Source organism: Streptomyces viridochromogenes DSM 40736, assembly GCF_000158955.1.
Taxonomy (GTDB): Bacteria; Actinomycetota; Actinomycetes; order Streptomycetales; family Streptomycetaceae; genus Streptomyces; species Streptomyces venetus.
In genome coordinates this window covers 6,105,591-6,131,347 of the sequence record NZ_GG657757.1, presented here as the reverse complement: position 1 = coordinate 6,131,347, position 25,757 = coordinate 6,105,591, and the positions used below count along the sequence as shown (strand labels likewise).

General features: G+C 71.7%; 18 protein-coding genes. 10 read left to right on the top strand and 8 right to left on the bottom strand.

Features of this window, described 5'->3' with window-relative positions; all coding sequences use genetic code 11:
- The first annotated feature begins 3 nt into the window (after window positions 1-3).
- Window positions 4-1,653: a M4 family metallopeptidase gene (locus SSQG_RS27155; protein WP_003993080.1), complete on the top strand. Its 1,650-nt coding sequence runs from the start codon at window positions 4-6 to the stop codon at window positions 1,651-1,653.
- A 59-nt stretch (window positions 1,654-1,712) separates the two neighbouring features.
- On the top strand, window positions 1,713-2,252 hold the full coding sequence (locus SSQG_RS27150) for a DUF1990 domain-containing protein (RefSeq protein WP_003993079.1): 540 nt from the start codon (window positions 1,713-1,715) through the stop codon (window positions 2,250-2,252).
- A 77-nt stretch (window positions 2,253-2,329) separates the two neighbouring features.
- Here SSQG_RS27150 and SSQG_RS27145 read toward each other — a convergent pair whose 3' ends face one another.
- The gene (locus SSQG_RS27145) at window positions 2,330-4,948 is read right to left on the bottom strand and encodes a glycosyltransferase family 1 protein (protein WP_039935460.1); all 2,619 of its coding nucleotides are present in this window, start codon (window positions 4,946-4,948) and stop codon (window positions 2,330-2,332) included.
- Window positions 4,949-5,237: 289 nt separating this feature from the next.
- Here SSQG_RS27145 and SSQG_RS27140 point away from each other — a divergent pair, with 289 nt between their 5' ends.
- The 5 genes from SSQG_RS27140 to glgB all read left to right on the top strand — a co-directional run bounded on the left by SSQG_RS27140 (window position 5,238) and on the right by glgB (window position 14,954).
- Window positions 5,238-6,449, top strand: coding sequence for a S8 family peptidase (locus SSQG_RS27140; RefSeq protein ID WP_003993077.1), 1,212 nt, complete (start codon window positions 5,238-5,240; stop codon window positions 6,447-6,449).
- Window positions 6,450-6,664: 215 nt separating this feature from the next.
- On the top strand, window positions 6,665-8,782 hold the full coding sequence (locus SSQG_RS27135) for an alpha-1,4-glucan--maltose-1-phosphate maltosyltransferase (protein ID WP_003993076.1): 2,118 nt from the start codon (window positions 6,665-6,667) through the stop codon (window positions 8,780-8,782).
- Entirely contained in the window at window positions 8,779-10,479 is a 1,701-nt protein-coding gene (gene treS, locus SSQG_RS27130) for a maltose alpha-D-glucosyltransferase (protein ID WP_003993075.1), read from the top strand. The genes SSQG_RS27135 and treS overlap by 4 nt, the downstream gene beginning before the upstream one ends.
- A gap of 190 nt (window positions 10,480-10,669) precedes the next feature.
- Window positions 10,670-12,112 carry a maltokinase N-terminal cap-like domain-containing protein gene (locus tag SSQG_RS27125; protein WP_039933706.1) on the top strand — a complete coding sequence of 481 codons (1,443 nt, stop codon included), beginning with the start codon at window positions 10,670-10,672 and terminating at the stop codon, window positions 12,110-12,112.
- A 31-nt stretch (window positions 12,113-12,143) separates the two neighbouring features.
- On the top strand, window positions 12,144-14,954 hold the full coding sequence (gene glgB / locus SSQG_RS27115; RefSeq protein WP_078506929.1) for a 1,4-alpha-glucan branching enzyme: 2,811 nt from the start codon (window positions 12,144-12,146) through the stop codon (window positions 14,952-14,954).
- Window positions 14,955-14,985: 31 nt separating this feature from the next.
- On the opposite strand, the gene SSQG_RS27110 is transcribed toward glgB, so the two are convergent.
- Window positions 14,986-15,978 carry an alpha/beta hydrolase family protein gene (locus SSQG_RS27110; protein WP_039933705.1) on the bottom strand — a complete coding sequence of 331 codons (993 nt, stop codon included), beginning with the start codon at window positions 15,976-15,978 and terminating at the stop codon, window positions 14,986-14,988.
- Complete coding sequence (locus tag SSQG_RS27105; RefSeq protein ID WP_003993071.1) at window positions 15,975-16,895, bottom strand: zinc-binding dehydrogenase; 921 nt, start codon at window positions 16,893-16,895, stop codon at window positions 15,975-15,977. The genes SSQG_RS27110 and SSQG_RS27105 overlap by 4 nt, the downstream gene beginning before the upstream one ends.
- A gap of 90 nt (window positions 16,896-16,985) precedes the next feature.
- Here SSQG_RS27105 and SSQG_RS27100 point away from each other — a divergent pair, with 90 nt between their 5' ends.
- Together SSQG_RS27100 and SSQG_RS27095 are read left to right on the top strand one after the other, a co-directional pair.
- Complete coding sequence (locus tag SSQG_RS27100) at window positions 16,986-17,930, top strand: LysR family transcriptional regulator (protein ID WP_003993070.1); 945 nt, start codon at window positions 16,986-16,988, stop codon at window positions 17,928-17,930.
- A 187-nt stretch (window positions 17,931-18,117) separates the two neighbouring features.
- On the top strand, window positions 18,118-18,522 hold the full coding sequence (locus SSQG_RS27095) for a hypothetical protein (RefSeq protein WP_244299257.1): 405 nt from the start codon (window positions 18,118-18,120) through the stop codon (window positions 18,520-18,522).
- A 151-nt stretch (window positions 18,523-18,673) separates the two neighbouring features.
- On the opposite strand, the gene SSQG_RS27090 is transcribed toward SSQG_RS27095, so the two are convergent.
- The 4 genes from SSQG_RS27090 to SSQG_RS27075 all read right to left on the bottom strand — a co-directional run bounded on the left by SSQG_RS27090 (window position 18,674) and on the right by SSQG_RS27075 (window position 23,545).
- Window positions 18,674-20,953 (bottom strand): HelD family protein, encoded by a 2,280-nt coding sequence (locus SSQG_RS27090; RefSeq protein ID WP_078506928.1) that lies wholly within the window; start codon window positions 20,951-20,953, stop codon window positions 18,674-18,676.
- A gap of 123 nt (window positions 20,954-21,076) precedes the next feature.
- Window positions 21,077-21,391, bottom strand: coding sequence for a thioredoxin family protein (locus SSQG_RS27085; protein WP_003993067.1), 315 nt, complete (start codon window positions 21,389-21,391; stop codon window positions 21,077-21,079).
- Window positions 21,392-21,405: 14 nt separating this feature from the next.
- Window positions 21,406-21,816, bottom strand: coding sequence for a MerR family transcriptional regulator (locus SSQG_RS27080; RefSeq protein WP_003993066.1), 411 nt, complete (start codon window positions 21,814-21,816; stop codon window positions 21,406-21,408).
- 58 nt (window positions 21,817-21,874) lie between these two features.
- On the bottom strand, window positions 21,875-23,545 hold the full coding sequence (locus tag SSQG_RS27075) for a DHA2 family efflux MFS transporter permease subunit (RefSeq protein ID WP_003993065.1): 1,671 nt from the start codon (window positions 23,543-23,545) through the stop codon (window positions 21,875-21,877).
- A gap of 115 nt (window positions 23,546-23,660) precedes the next feature.
- On the opposite strand from SSQG_RS27075, the gene SSQG_RS27070 reads away from it, so the two are divergent.
- Window positions 23,661-24,278, top strand: coding sequence for a TetR/AcrR family transcriptional regulator (locus SSQG_RS27070; RefSeq protein WP_039933700.1), 618 nt, complete (start codon window positions 23,661-23,663; stop codon window positions 24,276-24,278).
- 78 nt (window positions 24,279-24,356) lie between these two features.
- Here the strand turns inward: SSQG_RS27070 and SSQG_RS27065 are convergent, their stop codons facing one another.
- The gene (locus tag SSQG_RS27065; protein ID WP_003993063.1) at window positions 24,357-25,751 is read right to left on the bottom strand and encodes a C4-dicarboxylate transporter DctA; all 1,395 of its coding nucleotides are present in this window, start codon (window positions 25,749-25,751) and stop codon (window positions 24,357-24,359) included.
- Window positions 25,752-25,757 lie beyond the last annotated feature (6 nt).

The following is a 25,757-nucleotide window of genomic DNA, read 5'->3' as shown; positions in this document are numbered from 1 at the left end:
CGTGTGACCTCCCCTCTCTACGCGCGTCACAAGCGCACCACCCTGGCCATCGCCACCGCCGTCGCCGCCGGCGCGCTCCTCACCACCGGACTGACCTCCGGCACCAGCGCCGCGGCCGACTCCGCCTCCGGCAAGCCGGCCCTCGCCGCCGCACCCGTCCTGCTCTCCGCGCCCGCCCGCACCACGCTCATCAAGGAGCAGCAGGCAAACGCCACGAAGACCGCCGACGAGATAGGCCTCGGCGCCCAGGAGAAGCTGGTCGTCAAGGACGTCGTGAAGGACGCCGACGGCACCGTCCACACCCGCTACGAGCGGACCTACGCCGGCCTTCCGGTCCTCGGCGGCGACCTCGTCGTGCACGAGTCGAAGTCCGGTGAGACCAAGGGCGTCACGAGAGCGACGAAGGCCGCTCTCAAGGTCGCCTCGCTCAAGCCCACGGTCACCGCCGCCAAGGCGGAGAAGCAGGCCGTGACCCTGGCCAAGGCGGACGGCTCGGAGAAGACCGAGGCGAACTCCGCGCCCCGCAAGGTGATCTGGGCTGCCGACGGCAAGCCGGCCCTGGCCTACGAGACGGTCGTCGGCGGCCTCCAGGACGACGGCACCCCGAACGAACTGCACGTCATCACCGACGCCGCCACCGGCAAGAAGCTCTACGAGCACCAGGCCATCGAGACCGGCACCGGCAACACCACCTACAGCGGCACCGTCACCCTCAGCACCACCCAGTCCGGGTCGACGTACAACCTGACGGACGGCACGCGCGGCGGCCACAAGACGTACAACCTCAACCGCGGCACCTCCGGCACCGGCACGCTCTTCTCCGGCTCGGACGACGTCTGGGGCACCGGCAACCCCTCCAACGCCGAGACCGCCGCCGCCGACGCCCACTACGGCGCCCAGATCACCTGGGACTTCTACAAGAGCGCCTTCGGCCGCAACGGCATCCGGGGCGACGGCAAGGGCGCCTACTCGCGCGTCCACTACGGCAACAGCTACGTCAACGCCTTCTGGTCGGACAGCTGCTTCTGCATGACCTACGGCGACGGGTCGGGCAACACCAACCCGCTGACCTCGCTCGACGTGGCCGCGCACGAGATGAGCCACGGTCTGACGTCCGTCACGGCGGGCCTGAACTACAGCGGCGAGTCCGGTGGTCTGAACGAGGCCACGAGCGACATCTTCGGCGCGGGCGCGGAGTTCTTCGCCAACAACTCCTCGGACGTCGGTGACTACCTCATCGGCGAGGAGATCGACATCAACGGCGACGGCTCCCCGCTGCGCTACATGGACAAGCCCAGCAAGGACGGCGCGTCCAAGGACTCCTGGTCCTCCAATCTCGGCAGCGTGGACGTCCACTACTCCTCCGGCCCCGCCAACCACTTCTTCTACCTGCTGTCCGAGGGCAGCGGCTCGAAGACCATCAACGGCGTGACCTACAACTCGCCCACCTCCAACGGCTCCACGGTCACCGGCATCGGCCGCACCAAGGCGCTGCAGATCTGGTACAAGGCGCTGACGACGTACATGACGTCGACGACCAAGTACGCCCAGGCCCGCACGGCGACCCTGAACGCGGCCTCGGCCCTGTACGGCGCGAGCAGCACCGAGTACAAGGCGGTCGCGGCCGCCTGGTCGGCCGTCAACGTCGGCTGACCGAAGCTCGACCGAGGGCGGTACCCGGATCCACGACAGGTCCGGGTACCGCCCTACTCTTGGTGACCGTGTCTCATCCGGATTCGCAGGACTTCACCTACGCCGACGTCGGCGCCACCCGTGAGCAGGGCTTCTGCCCGCCGGGCTTCCACCCCATGAATGTGCGCACCCGTCTCGGCGAGGGTGAGGAGGTCTTCCGCCGGGCCTCGGAGGCGGTGCTCACCTGGGAGATGCACCGGACGATGGGCGTCGGCGTCGACACGAGCGCGGACCGGGCCGCCCCCGGTGTCGACGTCACCGTCACCCTGGCCGGCATGATCAAGGCCCCCTGCCGGGTGGTCTGGACGGTCGAGGAACCCCGCCGGGCGGGCTGGGCCTACGGCACCCTGCCCGGCCACCCGGAGACCGGCGAGGAGTCCTTCGTGGTCGACCGCACGGGCGACGGCACGGTCTGGCTCACGGTGAACGCCTTCAGCAGGCCGGCCAAGTGGTACGCGCGGGCGGGCGGGGTAGCGACCAGGGGCTTGCAACACGCGTACGCCCGCAGGTGCGGCAACGTCCTACGGAACATCGCGACGCAGGGTGGCGAATCGCCCTGAGGGGCGCGGGGCTGTATCGATCGGCGGCTCCGCCGCGTGGGCGCGACCAGCCCCCACGCGGCCCGCAGACGGCGAACTCACCGCATCAACAACCCCGCAGCCTCCACAAGCTCCTCGGACGGCCCGGCCACAAGCCCCAACTCCGCGCTGGAAGCCAACAGCCGATGCGCGGGAAGGATCCGCACCGTGTACCCAAAAGGCCCGGTGCGATCCAGGGACAACGCCCCTTCATAGACCCACCGCCCGTCCCGCTCGGGGGACCCGACCGGCTTCAACGGAACGATCGTCGCGTCCCCGATGCGGTCCTCCTCGTCCACCCGCCCCGACACCACCTGCACATCCACGTCGTCCGGCCCGAGCTCCCCGAGCCCGACCCGCACCCGCAACCCCAGGGTCGTACCGAGCTCGGCCAGCGCCTCGGACGCCGACGTCTCCACGTGGTCGACCGTGACGCCCGGCCACGCCGCCCGCACCCGGCCCTTCCACTCCGCGAGGTCACGGGCGGTGTCCGGATCCATCGACCGGTGGGCGAGCGCCGCCGGCGAGTAGAGCCGCTCGACGTACTCGCGCACCATCCGCCCGGCCAGCACCTTCGGTCCGAGCAGGCTCAGGGTCTGGCGGACCATCTCGAGCCAGCGGTCGGGCAGCCCGCTCCGGCCGCGCTCGTAGAAGCGGGGTGTCACCCGCTGCTCCAGCAGGTCGTACAGCGCCGCGGCCTCTATGTCGTCGCGGTGGTCCGGATCGGTCGCCACCCCGTCCGCCGTCGGGATCGACCACCCGAAGTCCGGCTGGAACCACTCGTCCCACCACCCGTCGAGGACGGACAGATTGAGACAACCGTTGAGCGCGGCCTTCATCCCGGACGTGCCGCACGCCTCCAGCGGCCTGAGCGGATTGTTCAGCCAGATGTCGCAGCCCGGGTACAGCTTCTGCGCCATCGCCATGCCGTAGTCCGGCAGGAACACGATCCGGTGCCGCACCCTCGGATCGTCCGCGAACCGCACCAGCTCCTGCACCAGCCGCTTCCCGCCGTCGTCCGCGGGGTGCGCCTTGCCCGCCACGACGATCTGCACCGGCCGCTCGGGGTGCAGCAGCAGGTCCATCAGCCGGTCGCGGTCGCGCAGCATCAGCGTCAGGCGCTTGTACGACGGGACGCGCCGGGCGAAGCCGATGGTGAGGACGTCCGGGTCGAGCACGCCGTCGATCCAGCCCAGCTCGGCCGTGGCCGCCCCGCGCTGCCGCCAGGAGGCCCGCAGCCGCTCCCGCACCTCCGTCACGAGCTGCTCGCGCAGGCCCCGCCGCAGTTCCCAGATCTCCTGGTCGGGGATGTCGGCCACCGCGTCCCAGCGGTCCGAGCCGCCGACGGTCAGCGCGTCCTCGGCGCGCTGCACGCCGATCTGCCGGGCGCCGAGCCGGAACACCTCCGGCGCGACCCAGGTGGGCGCGTGCACACCGTTCGTCACGGAGGTGATCGGCACCTCGTCGGCGTCGAAGCCGGGCCACAGCCCGGAGAACATCTCGCGGCTGACGTTGCCGTGCAGCAGCGACACACCGTTGGCGCGCTGGGCGAGGCGCAGGCCCATCACGGCCATGTTGAACAGGTTGGGCTCCCCGCCGGGGTAGGTCTCGATACCGAGCCGCAGGACGCGCTCGACATCGATGCGCGGCAGCTCGGCGTCGGGCCCGAAGTGGCGGGCGACCAGCTCACGGTCGAAGCGGTCGATGCCGGCCGGGACGGGGGTGTGGGTGGTGAAGACGGTCCCGGCGCGCACCGCCTCCAGTGCCGAGTCGAAGTCCAGGCCCTCGGCGCAGAGTTCGGCGATCCGCTCCAGGCCGAGGAACCCGGCGTGCCCCTCGTTGGTGTGGAACACCTCCGGCGCGGGGTGCCCGGTCAGCCGGCAGTACGCGCGCACCGCCCGTACCCCTCCTATGCCGAGCAGCATCTCCTGGAGCAGCCGGTGCTCGCTGCCGCCGCCGTAGAGCCGGTCGGTCACGCCGCGCTCGCCGAGGTCGTTCTCCTCGACGTCCGAGTCCAGCATCAGCAGCGGGACCCGGCCGACCTGCGCCTGCCAGATCCGGGCGCGCAGCTGCTTGCCCCCGGGCAGGGCGAGGGCGACCTGGGCGGGGGTGCCGTCGGGCTCCTCCAGGAGGACCAGGGGCAGCTCGTTGGGGTCGAGGACGGGGTAGTGCTCCTGCTGCCAGCCGTCCCGGGAGAGGGTCTGGCGGAAGTAGCCGTGCCGGTAGAGCAGCCCGACGCCGATCAGCGGCACGCCGAGGTCGCTGGCGGACTTCAGGTGGTCGCCGGCCAGGATGCCGAGGCCACCGGAGTACTGCGGCAGGGCGGCGGTGACGCCGAACTCGGGTGAGAAGTAGGCGATGGCGGCGGGGAGTTCGTCGGGCTGGGCCTGGTACCAGCGGTCGCCGGTCATGTAGTCGTGCAGATCGCCCTCGACCGCGGCGAGGCGGCGCAGGAACCGGCGGTCCTCGGCCAGCTCGGCGAGGCGCTGGGGCGGCACGCTGCCCAGCAGCCGGACCGGGTCGCCACCGGAGGTGGCCCACCGCTCGGGGTCGACGGACTGGAACAGGTCACGGGTCTCCGCGTGCCACGACCAGCGCAGATTGCGGGCCAGGTCGCTGAGCGGCCGGAGGGGTTCGGGGAGAACGGGTCGGACGGTGAATCGACGGATCGCCTTCACGGGTTCCACCTCGGCGCGTTCGCTGGTTGACGCAGGGCTTTGACACAGGGCTTCATCGACGTCTCCTACGACAGTACCGGCGTCGGCGCCGCCGCCGCTGAAGCTCCGCCGCCGGACCCCCGATCGGCCGGAACCGGCCCATCCCCGGATATGGCCGATTCCGCCCCCATAGGCGTCCTTGTGGTGCTTCACCCGCCACGAGAGGCTTCCCGTGGCGACCCGGCCCGCGCCCGCCGTCCGCGGCACCGCGCGGCAGCCGTACGCCGAGTCGAGGAGGGGAACTCGGACCATGGCACGGACGCGCACCCGGCGTCTGCGCTGGACGGGGGGCCTGGCCGCGGCGATCTGCGCCGCGGCGTTTTCGGCCATCACCCTGCCCGCGCACGCCGTACCGGAGGGGCGGATACTCGGCGCCGGAGAACCCGGCGCCGTGGACGGCAGTTACCTGGTGACACTGAGGAAGCACACCCCGGCGCCGTCGGCGGCGGGAAAGAGCCTGGCCGAGCGGTACGGGGTGGACATCAGCCACACCTACGGCGCGGTCCTGAACGGCTACGCGGTCAGGGCGGACGCGAGACGGGCCCGGTGGCTCGCCGCCGACCCCCGGGTCGCCTCGGTCGTCCAGGACACCCGGGTACGCCTGGAGAGCACCGGGCTCACCCAGCGCAACCCGCCGTCCTGGGGTCTGGACCGGATCGACCAGCCCGGCCTGCCGCTGGACCGCGGATACACCTCACCCGGGTCGGCGGGTGCCGGGGTGACGGTGTACGTCATCGACACCGGCGTCCGGACCACCCACCGGGATTTCGGCGGCCGGGCGAGCCACGGCTGGGACTTCGTCGGGAACGACGGGGTCGCGGCGGACGCCAACGGCCACGGCACACATGTCGCCGGCACGGTCGCGGGGAAGTCCCACGGCGTCGCCAAGAAGGCCAGGATCGTCTCCGTGCGCGTCCTCGACGCCGCGGGCGGGGGCACCACAGCCCGGGTGATCGCCGGGATCGACTGGGTGACCCGGCACGCGCGCAAGCCCGCGGTCGCCAACCTCAGCCTGGGCGGGTTCCGCAACGCACAGCTGGACGCCGCCGTCCGCACCTCCATCGCCTCCGGCGTCACGTACACGGTCGCCGCGGGCAACGACGGCCGGCCCGCCGGTCTGTACTCGCCCGGGAGCGTGGAGCAGGCGATCACGGTCGGCGCGACCGACCGGAGGGATACAAAACCGGCCTTCTCCAACCACGGCCCGGCGCTCGATCTGTTCGCCCCGGGCGTCGCCATCACCTCCGCGTCCGCCGCCAGCGACACCGCGCAGGCCACGTACTCGGGCACGTCGATGGCGTCCCCGCACGCCGCGGGCGCGGCCGCGCTGTATCTGGCTGATCATCCGAAGGCGACTCCGTCCCAGGTCGGGAGGGCTCTGACCACATCGGCGGCGACCAAGAAGATCTCCGGCGGGGGGCCCGGCTCGCCGGACAAACTGCTGCGGGTGCCGGGCGGGTAGGGCGAAGCCGCAGCCGTGCGCGGGGGCCGGCCTCGTCCGTGACGGACGAGGCCGGTCTTGTGTGTCGACATACGCGTGAGGAGTTAACAAAGTGCCGGATTGCCCACCCGAATAGGGTGGGAAGGCTCCTCCGGGTACCCCTCTCAGGAGCACCACGCAGGACCCACCTCCCCATAGACATCCGCCCACCCACGTTGACGCGGACAGGAGCGGTCATGCCCGCCAAGCACCATTCGTCACCACCCCCGACCCGCCGCACCGGGGCGCGCGCGCCCAGCGGCGAAGCACACCCCGTGCGCCCGGCCGACGCCGGTCCACCGGCACCGCAACCACCCCCCGCGCATGCGGCGACCGCCGTCGGGCGCATACCCGTCCTCGACGTCCGCCCGGTCGTCCTGCGGGGGCGCCGGCCGGCCAAGGCCGTGACCGGTGAGAGCTTCGAGATCTCGGCGACCGTGTTCCGGGAGGGGCACGACGCGGTCGCCGCCAACGTCGTCCTGAGGGATCCCGAGGGCCGGCCCGGGCCGTGGACGCCGATGCGGGAACTGGCCCCCGGCACGGACCGGTGGGGCGCCGAGGTCACCGCCGGCGAACCCGGCCTGTGGACGTTCACCGTGGAGGCCTGGGGCGATCCGATCGGCACCTGGCGCCACCACGCCGAGATCAAGATCCCCGCGGGCATGGACACGGACGTCGTCCTGGAGGAGGGCGCGCGGCTGTACGAGCGCGCCGCCGCCGGTGCGCCCGAGGACGGCCCGCGGGAGGTGATCCTGGCCGCCGTGGACGCCCTGCGGGACGAGAAGCGCCCGGCGTCGGCGCGGTTGGCGGCGGCGTTGACGCCGGAGGTGGACGAGGTGCTGGCCCGGCATCCGCTGCGGGACCTGGTCACCACCTCCGAGCCGCTGCCGCTGCTGGTCGAGCGGGAGCGGGCCCTGTACGGCTCCTGGTACGAGTTCTTCCCGCGTTCCGAGGGCACCCGCACCCAGCCCCACGGCACCTTCCGCACCGCCGCCCGCAGACTGCCGGCGATCGCCGCGATGGGCTTCGACGTGGTCTACCTGCCCCCGATCCACCCCATCGGCACCACCTTCCGCAAGGGCAAGAACAACTCCCTCTCCCCCGGCCCCGACGACGTCGGCGTGCCCTGGGCGATCGGCTCGCCCGAGGGCGGCCACGACGCCGTCCACCCCGCCCTGGGCACCCTGGAGGACTTCACCTGGTTCGTGGACCAGGCCCGGGACCTGGGCCTGGAGGTCGCGCTGGACTTCGCCCTGCAGTGCTCCCCGGACCACCCCTGGGTGCAGAAACACCCCGAGTGGTTCCACCACCGCCCCGACGGCACCATCGCCTACGCCGAGAACCCGCCCAAGAAGTACCAGGACATCTACCCCATCGCCTTCGACGCCGACATGGACGGCCTGATCGCCGAGACCGTGCGGGTGCTGCGGCACTGGATGGACCACGGGGTGCGGATCTTCCGGGTGGACAACCCGCACACCAAACCGGTCGTCTTCTGGGAGCGGGTGATCGCGGAGGTCAACCGCACCGACCCCGACGTGATCTTCCTGGCGGAGGCGTTCACCCGCCCGGCGATGATGCACACCCTGGCCCAGATCGGCTTCCAGCAGTCCTACACCTACTTCACCTGGCGCAACACCAAGCAGGAACTGACCGAGTACCTCACCGAACTGTCGGGCGAGGCCGCCTCCTACATGCGGCCCAACTTCTTCACCAACACCCCCGACATCCTGCACGCCTACCTCCAGACCGGCGGCCGGCCCGCCTTCGAGGTCCGGGCCGTGCTCGCCGCGACCCTCTCCCCCACCTGGGGCATCTACTCCGGCTACGAGCTGTGCGAGAACACCCCGCTGCGCGAGGGCAGCGAGGAGTACCTCGACTCGGAGAAGTACCAGCTCAGGCACCGTGACTGGGTCACCGCCGAACGCGAGGGCCGCACCCTGACCCCGCTGCTGACCAGGCTCAACACCATCCGGCGGGAGAATCCGGCCCTCCAGCAGCTGCGCGATCTCCACTTCCACGAGGCGGACCAGGAAGCGGTGATCGTCTATTCGAAGCGGAAGGGTTCGAACACGGTTCTGGTGGTCGCCAACCTCGATCCCCACCACACCCAGGAGGCCACGGTCTCGTTGGACATGCCGCAACTCGGCCTGGACTGGCACGAGTCGGTGCCGGTGCGCGACGAGCTCACCGGCGAGACCTACCACTGGGGCAGGGCCAACTATGTGCGCCTCGAACCGGGCCACCGGCCCGCGCATGTCTTCTCGGTTCTGCGACCGTCCAACCCGCAGATCGGAGGGTCACCCACAACATGATCGTCAACGAACCCGTCCAGGACACCTTCGAGGACACTCCCGCACGGGACCGCGACCCTGATTGGTTCAAGCGCGCCGTCTTCTACGAGGTGCTCGTCCGCTCCTTCCAGGACAGCAACGGCGACGGCGTCGGTGACCTGAAGGGCCTGACCGCAAAGCTCGACTACCTCCAGTGGCTCGGCGTCGACTGCCTGTGGCTGCCCCCGTTCTTCAAGTCCCCCCTGCGGGACGGCGGCTACGACGTCTCCGACTACACGGCCGTGCTGCCGGAGTTCGGCGACCTGGCCGACTTCGTGGAGTTCGTCGACGCCGCCCACCAGCGCGGCATGCGCGTGATCATCGACTTCGTCATGAACCACACCAGCGACCAGCACCCGTGGTTCCAGGAGTCGAGGAAGGACCCCGACGGGCCCTACGGCGACTACTACGTGTGGGCCGACGACGACAAGCAGTACCCGGACGCGCGGATCATCTTCGTCGACACCGAGGCCTCCAACTGGACCTTCGACCCGGTCCGCAAGCAGTACTACTGGCATCGCTTCTTCTCCCACCAGCCGGACCTCAACTACGAGAACCCGGCCGTGCAGGAGGAGATGATCTCTGCGCTGAAGTTCTGGCTGGACCTGGGCATCGACGGCTTCCGGCTGGACGCGGTGCCGTACCTGTACCAGGAGGAGGGCACCAACTGCGAGAACCTCCAGGCGACGCACGACTTCCTGAAGCGGGTGCGCAAGGAGATCGACGCGCAGTACCCGGACACCGTGCTGCTGGCCGAGGCCAACCAGTGGCCCGAGGACGTCGTCGACTACTTCGGCGACTACCCCAGCGGCGGCGACGAGTGCCACATGGCCTTCCACTTCCCGGTCATGCCGCGCATCTTCATGGCCGTGCGCCGCGAGTCCCGCTACCCCGTCTCCGAGATCCTGGCCAAGACGCCGGCCATCCCCTCGGGCTGCCAGTGGGGCATCTTCCTGCGCAACCACGACGAGCTCACACTCGAGATGGTCACCGACGAAGAGCGCGACTACATGTGGGCCGAGTACGCCAAGGACCCACGGATGCGCGCCAACATCGGCATCCGGCGCCGCCTCGCACCCCTGCTGGACAACGACCGCAACCAGATCGAGCTGTTCACGGCCCTGTTGCTGGCCCTGCCGGGCTCACCGATCCTGTACTACGGCGACGAGATCGGCATGGGCGACAACATCTGGCTCGGCGACCGCGACGCGGTCCGCACGCCGATGCAGTGGACGCCGGACCGCAACGCCGGGTTCTCCTCGTCCGATCCGGGGCGGCTGTTCCTGCCCACGATCATGGACCCGGTCTACGGCTACCAGGTCACCAACGTCGAGGCGTCGATGTCGTCGCCCTCGTCGCTGCTGCACTGGACGCGGCGCATGATCGAGATCCGCAAGCAGAATCCCGCCTTCGGCCTCGGCTCGTACACCGAGCTGCCGTCGACGAACCCGGCCGTGCTGGCGTTCCTGCGGGAGTACGAGGACGACCTGGTGCTGTGCGTGAACAACTTCTCGCGTTTCGCGCAGCCCACGGAGCTGGATCTGAGCGCCTTCGAGGGGCGGCACCCGGTGGAGCTGTTCGGCGGGGTCCGCTTCCCGGCCATCGGCGAGCTGCCGTACCTGCTGACCCTCGGGGGCCACGGCTTCTACTGGTTCCGGCTGCGCAGGGACGCCGTGTGAGGTCCGGAAGGGCCTGTTGAAGCCAGATACCGCGGGGCGGGCCGCAAACCCCCGTGGCGGGGCGTTTCCTCCGCCCCGCCCGGGGCACGCATCAGTAACACCCCACCCACGCGCGTGAGCCGGAGGGCGCGGTCCGGGCCCGCTGAGGGCGCCGGAGGCGCACCGAGAACGGGTGAAAGGACGCGACGCCATGTCGGAAGCCGTCACACGCACCGTCACCACCCCGCCCGGCCTCCTTGCCTCCCTCGACCCACTGCTGCGGGAATGGCTGCCGCGGCAGCGCTGGTTCGCGGGCAAGGGGCGACCGGTCACCGGGTTCACGCTGGTCGCCGCCACCGAACTGCTCCCGGGCACCGCCAAGCTCGGCCTGTACCACCTGCTCGTCCGCGCCCACCAGCCGCTCGCCCCCTCCCACGGCGCGCCCGGCCACCCCGGTGACTGCTACCAGCTCCTGATAGGCGTGCGCGAGGCGCTGCCGCCTCGGCTGGCGCCCGCGCTGATCGGACATCTGTCGGCGGGGCCGCTGGCCGGCCGGACGGTCTACGACGCCCTGCACGACCCCAGGCCCGCCGAGCTGCTCCTGGAGGCGCTGCGCACCCAGGCCCGTATCGGCGGGCTCCGCTTCGAGCGGGACCCGGAGCAGGAGATCCGGTCCCAGCTGGTGCCGCGCGTGGTGACCGCGGAGCAGTCCAACTCGTCGATCGTCTACGGAGATACGTTCATCCTGAAGCTGCTGCGCCGGATCGTGCCCGGCGTCAACCCCGACCTGGAGCTGCCGCTGGCGCTGGCCCGCGCGGGCTGCCCCCAGGTGCCGGCTCCGACGGCCTGGATGGTCGCGGACGTCGACCCCGCGGCGGACCCGGTGCTCGCCACAGGTTCGGTGGACCTGGCCGGCCAGCCGTACGTCCTGGGGGTGCTCCAGCCGTTCGTGCAGGGCGCCTCCGACGGCTGGGAGCTGGCGCTGCGGGAGCTCGCCAAGGGCGAGGACTTCGGTGCCGAGGCGCGGGCGCTGGGGCGGGCCACCGCCGAGGTGCACACCGCGCTGGCCCGGGCGTTGCCGACCGTCACCCTCGGTCACACCCAGCTGGAGCTCATGGTCGCCGGCATGATCGAGCGGCTGGAGGCGGCCGTCCAGGCGGTGCCCGTGCTCCGGCCCTACGCCGACGGCCTCAGGTCGGCGTTCACGGCGCTGGGCGATCTGGCCGCCGAGGGCCGCACCTGGACCGCGCAGCGCGTGCACGGCGATCTACACCTCGGGCAGTGCCTGCGCTCGCCGGCCGGCGAGTGGTGGCTGATCGACTTCGAGGGCGAGCCGGCCCGGCCGCTGGCCGAGCGGCGCATGCCGCAGCCGGCGGTGCGGGACGTGGCCGGCATGCTGCGGTCCTTCGACTACGCGGCCCGCTCGGCCGATCCGCCCCAGCCGGACTGGGCCGAGACCTGCCGGTCCGCGTACTGCTCCGGATACGCCGACGCCTCCGGCCGCGATCCGCGCACCGACCCGGTGCTGCTGCGCGCCTACGAGACGGACAAGGCGATCTACGAGGTGGTGTACGAGGCCCGGCACCGTCCCGACTGGCTGCCGGTGCCGCTGGCCGCCATAGACCGGCTCGCCGAGTCCGGCCACCTGACCTGACTGACCGATCTTCGCCCAGGAGGCTCCGCCCGTGACCCCCCGCCCTGAGTCCAGCGGTTCGCGCCCCAAGGGGACGGCCGGGGAGAAGATCCCCGAGCAGCCCACGGCCGCCCAGCAGAAGAGCGCCGCGAAGAAGACGGCGGTGCCGAAACAGGCAGCGGCCAAGAAGGGGACGGCAGCCGCGAAGAAGGCCGCCGCCAAGAAGACGTCCTCGGCACGGTCACCGGCGACGAAGTCCGCAACCGCCGCCAAGAAGGCGGCCCCTGCCAAGACGACCGCCGCGCAGAAGGCCGTCGCGCAGAAGGCCGCCGCGAAGAAGTCGGCTCCCGCGAAGGCGACCACGACCAAGGCGACCGCGGCGAAGGCCACCGCCAAGAAGGCGGCCGCGACCAAGGCAGCCGCCAAGCAGACGGCCGTGAAGAAGACAGCGGCGAAGAAGGCGACCGCGAAGACGGCGGTCGCGAAGGCGGGCGCCGAGAGGGCGACCGCGACGAAGGCGACGGCCACCAAGGCCGCCGCGAAGACCACTGCCGCCGAGTCGCCCGCGAAGAAGGCCCCTGCCAAGAAGGTCACCGCCAAGAAGTCCTCCCCCGGGAAGGACGCCGCGGAGCAGGCTTCCCCCACCCAGGTCGTTCCGCCGGAGACGGAGATCGCCGTCTCACCGGCCGTCGACGCGGTGGACCGGGAGCGGCTGCTCTCCGGCACGCACCACGCCCCCCACTCCGTGCTCGGCGCCCACCCCGTCCCCGGCGGGGTCGCGTTCCGGGCGTTCCGGCCGTACGCGCGGTCGGTGACCGTCGTCTCCGGGGAGTTGCGGGCGGAGCTGCACGACGACGGGGAGGGGTTCTTCTCCGGGCTGCTGCCGCTGACGGAGGTCCCGCTGTACCGGCTGCTCGTCGAGTACGAGGGGACGGTGCTGGACACCGAGGACGCCTACCGGTTCCTGCCCACACTGGGCGAACTGGACCTGCATCTGATCGGCGAGGGCCGGCACGAGGAGCTGTGGACGGCGCTGGGCGCGCACCCGACCACCCACCAGGGCGTGACCGGCACCCGGTTCGCGGTGTGGGCGCCGAACGCGCGGGGCGTGCGCGTGGCCGGCACCTTCAACTTCTGGGACGGCACCGGGCACGTCATGCGGTCGCTGGGCTCGTCCGGGGTGTGGGAGCTGTTCCTGCCGGACATCGGCGAGGGCGAGCTGTACAAGTTCGAGATCACCCGCCCCGACGGTTCGAAGACCCTGCGTGCCGACCCGCTGGCCCGCCGCACGGAGGTGCCGCCCGCGACCTCGTCGGTCATCACCTCCTCGGAGTACGAGTGGGGCGACGCCGACTGGCTGGCAGGGCGTGCCGAGGCCCCGGCGCACGAGTCGCCGTTCTCGGTGTACGAGATCCATCTGCCGTCCTGGCGACCTGGACTGACGTACCGTCAGCTCGCCGAGCAGCTCCCGGGGTACGTGAAGAACCTGGGCTTCACGCACGTCGAGCTGATGCCGGTCGCGGAGCATCCGTTCGGCGGCTCCTGGGGCTACCAGGTCACCGGCTTCTACGCGCCGACGGCCCGGCTGGGCACGCCGGACGACTTCCGGTACCTGGTCGACAAGCTGCACCAGGCCGGTATCGGCGTCCTCATGGACTGGGTGCCGGCGCACTTCCCGCGCGACGACTGGGCGCTGGCCGAGTTCGACGGCCGGCCCCTGTACGAGCACGCGGATCCGCTGCGGGCCGCGCACCCCGACTGGGGCACGCTGGAGTTCGACTTCGGGCGCAACGAGGTGCGCAACTTCCTCGTCGCGAACGCCTCGTACTGGTGCGAGGAGTTCCACATCGACGGCCTGCGCGTGGACGCCGTCGCCTCGATGCTCTACCTCGACTACTCGCGTGAGCCGGGCCAGTGGACGCCCAACGAGCACGGCGGCCGGGAGAACCTGGACGCGGTCGCGTTCCTCCAGGAGATGAACGCGACGGTGTACCGCAGGGTGCCCGGCGTGGTCACGATCGCCGAGGAGTCGACCGCCTGGGACGGTGTCACCCGGGCCACCCACCACGAGGGCCCGAGCGGCTTCGGCGGGCTGGGGTTCGGGCTGAAGTGGAACATGGGCTGGATGCACGACTCGCTCCAGTACATGAGCCACGAGCCGGTGCACCGCAAGTACCACCACCACGAGATGACGTTCTCGATGGTGTACGCGTACAGCGAGAACTACGTGCTGCCGATCTCCCACGACGAGGTGGTGCACGGCAAGCGTTCCCTGGTGTCGAAGATGCCCGGCGACTGGTGGCAGCAGCGCGCCGGGGTCCGGTCCTACCTCGGCTTCATGTGGGCCCACCCGGGCAAGCAGCTGCTGTTCATGGGGCAGGAGTTCGCGCAGGGCGCCGAGTGGTCCGAGGCGCACGGGCCCGACTGGTGGCTGCTGGACCCGGGGTACGGGGCCGAGCCCGACCACCGGGGCGTGCGTGACCTGGTCCGCGACCTCAACACCGTCTACCGCGCCACGCCGGCGCTGTGGCGGCTCGACACGGATCCGGCCGGATTCGAGTGGATCGTCGGGGACGCCGCCGAGGACAACGTGCTCGCGTTCCTGCGGCTGGACCAGGAGGGCACCCCGCTGCTGGCGGTGTCGAACTTCGCGCCGGTCGTGCGCCAGGACTACCGCCTGGGCGTGCCCGAGGACGTCCCCGCCTGGCACGAGGCGGTCAACACCGACGCCGAACGCTACGGCGGCAGTGACGTCACCAACCCCGACCCGGTCAAGCCCGAGGCCCAGCCCTGGCACGGCCGCCCGGCGAGCATCCGCCTGACCCTGCCGCCCCTGTCCACGGTGTGGCTGCGCCCGGCTTAGGTGGTCTGTGACGCGCCGGGGCGGAAGCGGCTCATTCCGCCGCTCCCGCCAGCGTGTGCGCGATGTGGTCGGCGAGCGGCGCCAGCCAGTCGCTGCGTGCGTTGCCGAGCAGGTGGTCGCCGTGCGGGACCGGCAGGTAGGTGCCGTGCGGTGCCAGACGGGCCAGCGGCTCGCCGTTCGTCACGCCGGGGATGACGTCCTGGCCGCCGTCCACGACCAGCAGCGGGGCCGTGATGCGCGGTGCCAGGTCGGCGAGGTCCACAGCGCGGGCGAAGGCGCGCGCGGGGTCGGCGCCTGCGGCCCGCCGGGTCATGATGTCCCGCACGGGCGGGGGCAGTCCGTCCCAGTCGAGACGGAAGGGGCCGCTCACGGTGGCGACGGCCGCCACGCGCGGCTCCAGTGCCGCGGTCCGCGCCGCGTAGTAGCCGCCCAGGCTGAGACCCACGAGCCCGATCCGTGCGACACCGAGGGCGTCGACGACCCGGCCGACGACCTGCTCGTAGTCCGGTGTGAGGACGCTCGTGGCGGCGAGGGCACCCTGCCCGGGTCCGTCCATCGCGAACACCGCGAGTCCCCTGGCGAGCAGTGCGGACGCCACGCCGAGGAACTCCTCCTTGGCCGAGTCCAGGCCGGGGACCACGACCACCGTCCCGGGAGCGTCCGAAGGTCCGCGCAGCCAGCCGGTGAAGCCCTCGCCGCTGACGCGCCGCGCCTCGGGCTCCAGCACGGTCAGCGCGCGGCTCAGCGCCTGGTCCGCCTCGGCCGCGGCCCGGCCCGCCTCCGCGTACGGCGCGAGTGTGGCGAGGTGGAACCACCGGGCCGCCATCAGGAGGTACTCACCCGCGGAGACGGACGATCCGGCCCGCTCCGCGCGCTCGACGCAGGCGCGTCCGGTGCGCGAGAAGGCCGGTCCCCAGTCGGCGACGGAGGTGAGGCCGGCGGTGACCCGCCGGTACTCGTGGGGATCGATGCCCGCGCCGGTGGCGCGTGTCCACTGGGCGGCGGCGAATTCGGCGGTGTTCATCGGGTTCCTCCCGTCAGCAGGACGGCCTTGCCGCGTATCCGGCGCTCGCGCAGATCGACCAGGGTGCCCGCGGTGTCCGTCCAGTCGGCGATCCGGCCGATCTCCGGGTGCAGCCGGTCCTGTGCCACCAGGCGCACCAGCGTCGCGAGGTCGGGCCCGTAGGGGGCGCCGGCGTAGTGGAAGTGCTGGAGGGTCACGCGCTCGGTCCCGCCGAGGAGCTCGAAGAAGTCGAGGGTCGCCGGGGTGCGGCTCGCCTGGCCGAACCAGACGACCAGTCCGCCCGGCCGCGCCTTGGAGAGGGCCACCGGCAGATCCGGTCCTCCCGTGGACTCCAGCACGACGTCGAACGGCCCTTGAGCCGCCGCCGGCTCGTGCACCACCTCGGCGCCCAGCTCCGCGAGCCGCTCGCCGCGCTCCGGCGTGGCCGTCACCGCGGTCAGCTCGGCTCCGGCCGCGACGGCGAGTTCGGTGACGTAGTGGCCGACCCCGCCCGAGGCGCCGGTCAGCAGCACCCGGGCGCCGGCCAGGGAACCGGCCGTGCGCAGCAGTCGCAGAGCGGTGATGCCGGCGAGGGGCAGGGCCGCCGCCCGGACGCTGTCGACGCTGTCCGGGAGCGGTGCGAGGGAGTGCGTGGGCACCGCCGCGTACTCGGCCCAGCCGCCCTGCGCCGGATGTCCGGCCACCCGGGTGCCGATGGCGGGGCCCGAACCGTCGGCCGCGGCCTGCACGACGAGTCCGGCGACGTCCTTGCCGGGCAGCAGCCCCGGGCGGGGGTGTTCGAGGAGGAACGTCTCGCCCCGGTTCGGTGCGAACGCCTCGACCTTGACCAGCGCCTCGTCCGGCTCCGGTACGGGCGGGGGGAGCTCGGCGAAGGCGACCGGACGGGCCGCCTCTCCCGTGGGAATGAGTCTTCGCATGCCGACCATGCAACCTCCGCGACCGCCCCGTGATCCAACAACGAACCAGCAGGACCGACAACGTTCGGTTGTCGCTTAGAGTGAGGAGCCGTGGATCTCGACATGGCGCAGGTACGGGCCTTCGTGCGCGCCGCCGAGGAACTGCACTTCGGGCGGGCGGCCGGCACACTCGGCCTCTCCCAGCAGGCGCTGTCCAAGCGGATCGCCCGGCTCGAGTCACTCCTCGGCACCGAGTTGTTCCAGCGCGGCGGCAAGGCGGTCGGCCTCACGGATGCGGGGCGGCGTTTCCTCGGGCCGGCCCGGCAGGCCCTGGCCTCGGCCGAGTCGGCGGTCGCGGCCGCGGTGGGACCGGATCGCCCCCTGCGGCTCGACGTCTGGGGGCACCTCTACGCGCCGATGCGGACCCTGGCGCAGGTCGCCGGACGTGCCGGGGAGCTGGTGCCGGGGCACGGACGCGATCTGCCGTCGGTGATGGCGGCCCTGCTGCGCGGCGACATCGACGCGGCGTTCGGCCGGGTTCACCCGCCCCTGCACGCCGGGCTGGCCCATCGCCTGGTCCGCCTGGAGCCGGTGGACGCGGTACTCAGCGCGGACCATCCGCTCGCCGCCGAACCGGCGCTGCGGCCGGAGCAGTTGGGCGGCAGCGTGCTGTGGGCGCCCGGTGCTCTGGACCGGCTCGACTTCCTGCACCGGTTCGCCCACCGGTTCACCATCCCCACCACGGCCACGACCCTCAACCTGGGTCTGGCCCATTTCCTCGCCGAGGTGGCGGAGGACCCGCGACGCTTCTCGCTGCTGCCCGCCGACGTGCCGCTGCCGGACGTGCCGGGCCTGCGTTCCGTCCCGCTGGTCGACCCCACGCCGCTCTACGCCTGGTCGCTGCTGTGGCGCACCGGCAGCGGGCACCCGGGGCTGAACGCCCTCACCGCCGCCTTCGCCGCGCAAGCCGGGCGGAGCCGATGGCTGGAGTACGACCCGGCGCGCGACTGGCTGCCCGAACCTCCCGCGAACGCTCCTACGGGCAAGGCGGGTTGACATCTGGCCCTCGTGACAGGGCTGTGACCGGAGGAGTGGCCTCCACCACAGCCCCTCCGGTCCGGTCCTGGTGGGGTGTCCGCATGGATGCCACCCCGCTCACCTCGCGGGCCCCGCGGTGCTGATGAGCTTGGTCTCGTTGGCCTGTGCCGTCGGCGCGCTCGTCGCCGGGGCAGGGGTTGTCGCGATGGCGCTTCCCGGACGGCCCGAGCCGTGGCCGGACCATCTGATGCGCCGTGCGGCGGCGACGGCCGCGTGGGCGGCGGCGGCCGTGTACTCGCTGGGGTTCTTCGACGTGCTGATGTCGGAGCAGGCGTTCGGTGACGGCGCAGACTCGGTCCCGGCCCCGGCCTGCCGCGACGGCTTCGATCCGGACACGGTCCGGGGACTCTCCCACCACCGTTCCTCGTACCTGCCGCTGCGCTTCGACTGCGTCCGCGAGGACGGCTCCGTGTACTCCGGCGCCCCGGGGGACTACGGGTGGATGAACGCGGCGAGCGCGTCCCTCGCCCTGTCCGCCGCCCTGCTGGTCATCGGTGTGGGCTACGCGAGTGAACTCCGGGCCCGGAAGACACCGGGAGCAGCGTCATGACGCTGCTCCCTCGGTTTCCCGGAGACCGCCCCCTGCCCCAGGGAGCCGATGCGGGAGGGCGTCCTGGGGAGCGGGGCGGTGTCGGGAGTCTCCACCCCGAGGTCGCTCCCGCTGTGGGCGGCCCCGTACCCGGCGGCACGAGGCCGCTCCGCTACACGAACGCGTCCGCCAGGGCTTTCGGCAGCTCCCCGGTGTGCAGCACGCCGAGCCGCTGGGTGGCCCGGGTGAGGGCCACGTACAGGTCGCTGGTGCCGTACCGGCCCGGCTCGACCACGAGGACGGAGTCGAACTCCAGCCCCTTGGCCTGGCGCGGGTCGAGGAGGACGACCGTGTGCGTGAGGTCCGGTTCGGCGTCCGCCGTCACACCGTCCAGCCGGGCCGCGAGGGCACGGTGCAGCTCCCGGGGGGCGATCACCGCGAGCCGTCCCTCGGCGGGGGTGAGCTCGTCGACCGCCTTGGCGACGGCGCCGGGCAGGTCGTCGGTGGCCCGTGCCCAGGGGCGTACGCCCGTGGAGCGGACGGAGCTCGGCGGTTCGAACTCCGGGTGCTCGGCGCGCACCACGGCCGCCGCCACGTCCATGATCTCGGCGGGGGTGCGGTAGTTGACGCCGAGCCGGGTGTGTTCCCAGCGGTCCTCGACGTACGGGTCGAGGATGCCCGCCCAGGAGCCGACGCCGGCCGCCTCGGCGGTCTGCGCGGGGTCGCCGACCAGGGTCATCGAGCGGGTCGGGCTGCGCCGCATCAGCAGCCGCCACGCCATGGGCGACAGTTCCTGCGCCTCGTCGACGATGATGTGCCCGAAGGCCCAGGTGCGGTCGGCCGCGGCGCGCTCGGCGGCGCTGCGGTGGTCGTCCTCCTCGTGCCGCTCGGCGAACCGCTCGGCGTCGATGATGTCGTGCGCGGACAGCACCTCGCTGCCGTCGGGGTCGCTGTCCTCCTTGTCCTCGAACTCGTAGGTGCGGGAGGCGTACGACACCTCCAGCACGCCCTGCGCGTAGGCGATCTGCTCCTCGCGCTCGCGGGCGGCGCGCTCCCGGGCCAGGCGGTCGTCGTCGCCGAGGAGTTCGGCGGCCTCGTCGAGCAGCGGCACGTCCGCGACCGTCCAGCGCCGGGTCACGGGGCGGCGTACGGCGTCGGCGTCCTCGGCGGGCAGGAACTCCTCGGGCGCGGCGAGGAAGTCGGCGACGAGCCGCTGCGGGGTGAGCACCGGCCACAGCTGGTCGATGGCGGACCAGACCTCGGGGTTCTCGGCGATGTCGTCGCGGATCTGGGTGATGTCGCTGGGGTCGAGCAGGCTGGAGCCGTCGAACGGGTCGGTGCCGATCCGCTCGGCGTACAGCTCGGTGAGGGTGTTGAGGATGTGGCCCTCGAAGTGCTCGCGGGCCGCGTTGTGCGGCAGCGTGGCGGCGCGGGTGCGCTCGCGGGCGACGTTCACCAGACCGTCGTCGAGCATGAGGACCTCGCGGTCGTGCTCGATGGCGATCACCGGGTCGGGCAGCGCCTGCCGGGAGCGGACGACCTCGGCGAGGACGTCGGCCATGTCGGCCCGGCCCTTCACGGCGGCGGCCTCGGGCGTGTCGGTCGCGGTCGCCTTCACCCCGGGGAACAGCTCGCCGACGGTCGCGAGGAGCACGCCCGTCTCGCCGAGGGAGGGCAGCACCTCGCCGATGTAGCCGAGGAAGGCCGGGTTGGGCCCGACGATCAGCACGGCGCGCTTGGCGAGCAGCTCACAGTGCTCGTACAGCAGGTAGGCGGCGCGGTGCAGGGCGACGGCCGTCTTGCCGGTGCCGGGGCCTCCCTCCACCACCATGACGCCGCGGTGCGGGGCGCGGATGATGCGGTCCTGGTCGGCCTGGATGGTCTGCACGATGTCGTTCATCCGGCCGGTGCGGGCCGAGCCCAGCGCGGCGAGCAGCACGGCGTCGCCGGTGGGGTCCTCGTGGCCGGTGCGGGTCTCGTCCCCGAGGTCCAGGATCTCGTCGTGCAGGTGGGTGACCCTGCGGCCGTCGGTCGCGATGTGCCGCCGGCGCCTGAGGCCCATCGGAGTGTGGCCGGTGGCCAGGTAGAAGGGCCGGGCGACGTCGGCGCGCCAGTCGATCAGGACGGGCGTGCGCTCCGCGTCGTCGGTGCGCAGCCCGATCCGGCCGATGTGGTGGGTGGTGCCCGAGGTGAGGTCGATCCGGCCGAAGCACAGGGAGCCGTCCACCGCGTTGAGCGCGGCGAGCAGCCCGGAGCGCTCGGCTACCAGGATGTCCCGTTCGAGTCTGGCCTGCATGGGGGTGTTGCCCTGCGCGAGCGCGTCCGTGACGGAGGTCTCGGCGTCGCCGCGCAGCGCGTCCACGCGCGCGTACAACCCGTCGATGAATTCCTGCTCCTGCCGCAATTCATCGTCCGGAAATTCGGTGTTTGACAATTCCGCTCCCGCCCGGATATACTGTGCTCACTGAACTTCGCGCGACTTCTTTCGACTTGAAGTCGCGAACAGACAAATATACGCAAGGAAATCCCCCGAGCGCAATTGCTCGGGGGATTTCCTGTGGTCCGGGCGGGTCGCCTACAGCACGTCGGCCAGCTCCTCCAGCAGCCGCCGCTTGGCTCGCGCCCCCACCATCGACTTCATGGGCTCACCGCCGCGGAACACCATGAACGTCGGCATCGACAGCACCTTGTAGGCATTGGTCGTCGCCGGGTTGGAGTCCACGTCGAGCTGCACCACCTTCAGCCGGTCGCCCTCCTCGGAAGCGAGGGCTTTCAGCACCGGCCCCATCTGCCGGCACGGCGGGCACCAGTCGGCGGTGAACTCCACCAGCACCGGCAGGTCCGCGCCGATCACCTCCGCCTCGAAGTCCGCGTCCGTCACGTCCGTCACGCCGGTCACGTCGCTCACCAGTCCCCTCCCAGTTCGCACTGCGGCTCCGGACCTCCCGGAGCCTCCGCCTCGGCGGCCAGCTCGGCCCGGGCCAGTTGCCGGGCGACGGTGTCCCGCACCCCGCTCAGCTGACCGATCAGGGAGTCGAGCTCGTCCAGCTTGCGCCGGTAGACCGCGAGCGACGCCGGGCAGGAGTCCCCCTCGGGATGCCCCGCCCGCAGACACTCCACGAAGGGCCGCGTCTCCTCCAGGTCGAACCCGAAGTCCTGGAGCGTCCGGATCTGCCGGAGCAGCCGCAGATCGCTCTCGTCGTAGGTCCGGTATCCGTTGCCCGCGCGCCGTGCGGGCAGCAGCCCGCGTGACTCGTAGTACCGCAGCGTCCGCGTCGTGGTCCCGGCCCGTGCGGCCAGCTCGCCGATTCGCATGCGTACGAACGTAATCCTTGCCCCTGGCGTCAAGGCAACAGTGGTTCGCCTCGCACGATCAGCGAGTTCCCGCGGTCTCCGGCTCCCTGTCCTCGACGGGCTCCGGCGCCGTCTTCCCCTTGCGCGGCAGCAGCAGCGCCACGACGACCGTGCCGACCCCCAGAATCACAGCCCCCACCACACTGGTGTGCGCGACCGCGTCGGCGAAGGAGGCCCCGACCGCGTCGGCCATCTGCCGGGCTCCTGCGCCGAGTTGCTCGGCCTGCGCGCGCAGCCGCTCCGCCTGCTGCGGATCGCTGGTGTGCGCCGCCTGCTCGGCCAGCTGCCGTGCCTTGTCCCCGATGCCCCGTGCCACGGCGTACCCGGCCCCGACGGAGTCCTGGGCCGTCTCCAGGGCGGAGGCGGGCAGCTTGCTGCCGGTGGTGGCGTCGGAGAGGTGCCCGGAGTACGACGTCGCCAGCAGTGAGCCGAGGATGGCGATGCCGAGCGAGCCGCCCAGCTCCAGCGACGTGTCGTTCACGGCGCCGCCGACGCCCAGTTCGGACTCCGGGAAGGCTCCCATGATCGCGTCCGTGCAGGGCGAGAGCGCCAGCCCGATCGCGAGCCCGAGGACGATCAGGGGCGCGACGAAGTCGCCGTACGACGACCCGGCGTCGACCCGGGTGAGCAGGGCGAGGGCCGCCGTACCGCCGACCATGCCGGCCGTGACGGTCCACTTCATGCCGACCCGCGGGGTGAGGTAGCCGGTGAGCGCCGAGCCCACGAAGACCGCGCCGGCCAGCGGCAGCATGCGCAGGCCGGTGTCCAGGGCGTCGTAGCCGAGGACGAACTGCAGGTGCTGGGTCAGGTAGTAGAAGGCGCCGAAGACCGCCAGGAAGAACAGGGCGACGGCGAGGTTGGACCCCGCGAAGCGGCGGTCGGTGAAGCGGCGCACGTCGAGGACGGGACGCGGGTGGCGCAGCTCCCAGAGCACGAAGGCGACGAGCCCGGCGCCCGCGACGACCGCCGCCGTGATCGCCTTGGTGCCCCAGCCGAAGTGCGGGCCCTCGATGATCATGTAGACGAGCGCGCCGATCCACACCACCGACAGCAATCCGCCGACGTAGTCGATGCGCTCTCGGTGACCGGCCTTGGACGGCGGTACGAGGACGAAGGCACCGACGACGGCCAGTGCGGCCACGGGGACGTTGATGAGGAACGTCGACGACCAGCCGTGCCGCTCCAGCAGCGCCCCGGCGACCAGCGGTCCCGCGGCGATGGCCAGTCCGGCCGTCGCGGTCCACAGGGTGATGGCCTTGGCGCGTTCCGCACGCGGGAACGTGGCCGCGAGCAGGGACAGCGTGGCGGGCATGATCATCGCGGCGCCGCCGCCCATCACGGCACGCGCCGCGATGACCGTCGTGGCGCTGTCGGCCAGGTAGCCGAAGACCGCGCCCGCGCCGAACACGACGAGCCCGAGCACCAGGGCGCCCCGGCGGCTGTACTTGTCGCCTATCGCACCCAGCAGCAGCATCAGCGCGGCGTACGGAACGGTGTAGCCGTCGATGACCCACTGGAGGTCGGCGCTGGACAGACCGAGGTCCTCGGTCATCGCGGGTGCGGCCACGGTGAGGGCGGTGTTCGCCATCACGATGATCAGCAGGCTCAGACAGAGCACGAGGAGCGCCCACCAGCGGCGTGCGTAGGGACGCTCCCTCCTCTCGGCCGGTTCGGTCATGACGAGTCGCACGACGGTTCGCCTTCCTCACTGACTCGCGGAGTTGCACAGGAGTGTGCATTTGCACAACGCTGTGCAATGTACGCCCGTTGCACAGCACTGTGCAAGTCGATGGAGGGGAGGCACAATGACGTCCATGACCACGGGCAGCACCAGCCGCGCCGACGCCAACCGGCGCCGCATCCTCGACGTCGCCCTCGCCGAGCTGCTGCGGGACCCCGACGCGTCCATGGACCAGATCGCCCGCGCCGCGGGCGTCGTACGGCGGACCGTGTACGGGCACTTCCCGAGCCGCGAGGGGCTGATCAGCACGCTCGTCGACGAGGCCGTCCAGGCTCTGTCGGCCGCGCACTCGGCGGGCCGCGAGGGCGTGGAGGACCCGGCCGAGGCCGTGGCGCGTTCGGTGCTGGCGGTGTGGGAGATCGCCGACCGCTACCGGCTGCTGGTCGCGCTCGCCCAGCGCACGGTCACCATGCAGGGCATCCGGGAGCGGCTCGGACCGGTCCGTGAGGAGAGCATCGGACTGCTGCGGCGCGGACTGGACGAGAACGTCTTCAGCTCACCGCTTCCGGCGCCGGCCCTGGCCTACGTGCACGAGCAGACGCTGTTCGCGGTCATGGAGGCCGTGAACGACGGCCTGCTGACAGCGCGAGAGGCGGGCCGCTGCGCCGCGGTCACCGTGTTGACCGCGGCGGGCGTGCCCGCCTCGAGAGCCACCGAACTGGTGGCGAAGCTGAACGATTGAACTTCTTGGGGTGATGACCGGGCGGCTGAGTGACGGGGGGACACCCAGCCGCCCGGATTCTGGGGGGCGGCGCGGCCGTCAGGCCTTCGCCAGCTCCTTCTCGCCGCCCTGCTCGGGCACCTCGACGTGACCGTCGCCCGGAGCGTCGTCGTGGTCGTCCAGCAGCGTCTTCTCGTCGAAGGGCAGCCGGCCCGCGAGGACCTCGTTGACGCGCTCCTTGTCGATCTCCTTCGTCCACGTGCCGATCAGCACGGTGGCCACGGCGTTGCCGGCGAAGTTGGTCAGGGCGCGGGCCTCGCTCATGAAGCGGTCGATACCGACGATGAGGCCGACACCGTCCACCAGGGCCGGCTTGTGCGACTGCAGACCACCGGCCAGGGTCGCCAGGCCCGCGCCGGTGACACCGGCGGCGCCCTTGGACGCGACGAGCAGGAAGAGCAGCAGCGGGATCTGCTCGCCGATCGACATGGGCGTACCCATGGCGTCGGCGATGAACAGCGAGGCCATGGTCATGTAGATCATGGTGCCGTCGAGGTTGAAGGAGTAGCCGGTCGGGACGGTGATGCCGACCACCGGCTTGCTGATGCCCAGGTGCTCCATCTTCGCGATGAGCCGCGGCAGCGCGGACTCGGAGGAGGAGGTGGACAGGATCAGCAGGAACTCCCGGCCCAGGTACTTGAACAGCGCGAAGATATTCAGGCCGGAGACGACGCGCAGCAGGGCGCCGAGCACAACGATGACGAAGAGGAAGCACGTGACGTAGAAGCCGAGCATCAGCACGGCGAGGCTCTTGAGCGCCTCCAGGCCGGCGGAGCCGGTGACCGCGGCGATGGCGCCGAAGGCACCGATCGGGGCGGCCCACATCACCATGGCGAGGATACGGAAGACGAGCCGCTGGATGTGCTCGATGCCGCGCAGGATCGGCTGGCCGGCCGAGCCCATGCCCTGCAGCGCGAAGCCGGCGAGCAGAGCGATCAGCAGGGTCTGCAGGACCGACTCGTTGGTGAAGGCCGACACGATCGTGGTCGGGATGATGCCCAGCAGGAAGTCGGCGGTGTTCGCGGTGGCCTCGGAGTCGATCTGCGCGTGACCGGCGTCCTTGACCGCGTCGGTCACCGCGAGGCCGGTGCCCGGCTCCAGGATGTTGCCGACGACCAGGCCGATGCCCAGCGCGACCAGCGACATCACCATGAAGTAGCCCAGGGCGATACCACCGAGGGCACCGACCTTGGCGGCCTTCCGTACCGAGCCGATGCCCAGCACGATCGTACAGAAGATGATCGGCGAGATCATCATCTTGATCAGGGCCACGAACCCGGTGCCGATCGGCTTCAGCCCGACAGCGAAGTCCGGTGCGGCCAGACCCACCGCGATACCGGCAGCGACCGCGATGATCACCGCGATGTAGAGGTAGTGGGTGCGGTCCCGCTTGGGTTTGCGTGCGGCAGGTGCCGTATCGGCTGCGCTGGTCACGGCGGC

Coding starts and splice junctions, on each gene's coding strand:
- SSQG_RS27140 (WP_003993077.1), top strand. CDS start 5,238: ATGGCACGGACGCGCACCCGGCGTCTGCGCTGGACGGGGGGCCTGGCC.
- SSQG_RS27135 (WP_003993076.1), top strand. CDS start 6,665: ATGCCCGCCAAGCACCATTCGTCACCACCCCCGACCCGCCGCACCGGG.
- treS (WP_003993075.1), top strand. CDS start 8,779: ATGATCGTCAACGAACCCGTCCAGGACACCTTCGAGGACACTCCCGCA.
- SSQG_RS27125 (WP_039933706.1), top strand. CDS start 10,670: ATGTCGGAAGCCGTCACACGCACCGTCACCACCCCGCCCGGCCTCCTT.
- SSQG_RS27110 (WP_039933705.1), bottom strand. CDS start 15,978: ATGAACACCGCCGAATTCGCCGCCGCCCAGTGGACACGCGCCACCGGC.
- SSQG_RS27105 (WP_003993071.1), bottom strand. CDS start 16,895: ATGCGAAGACTCATTCCCACGGGAGAGGCGGCCCGTCCGGTCGCCTTC.
- SSQG_RS27095 (WP_244299257.1), top strand. CDS start 18,118: ATGGCGCTTCCCGGACGGCCCGAGCCGTGGCCGGACCATCTGATGCGC.
- SSQG_RS27080 (WP_003993066.1), bottom strand. CDS start 21,816: ATGCGAATCGGCGAGCTGGCCGCACGGGCCGGGACCACGACGCGGACG.
- SSQG_RS27070 (WP_039933700.1), top strand. CDS start 23,661: ATGACGTCCATGACCACGGGCAGCACCAGCCGCGCCGACGCCAACCGG.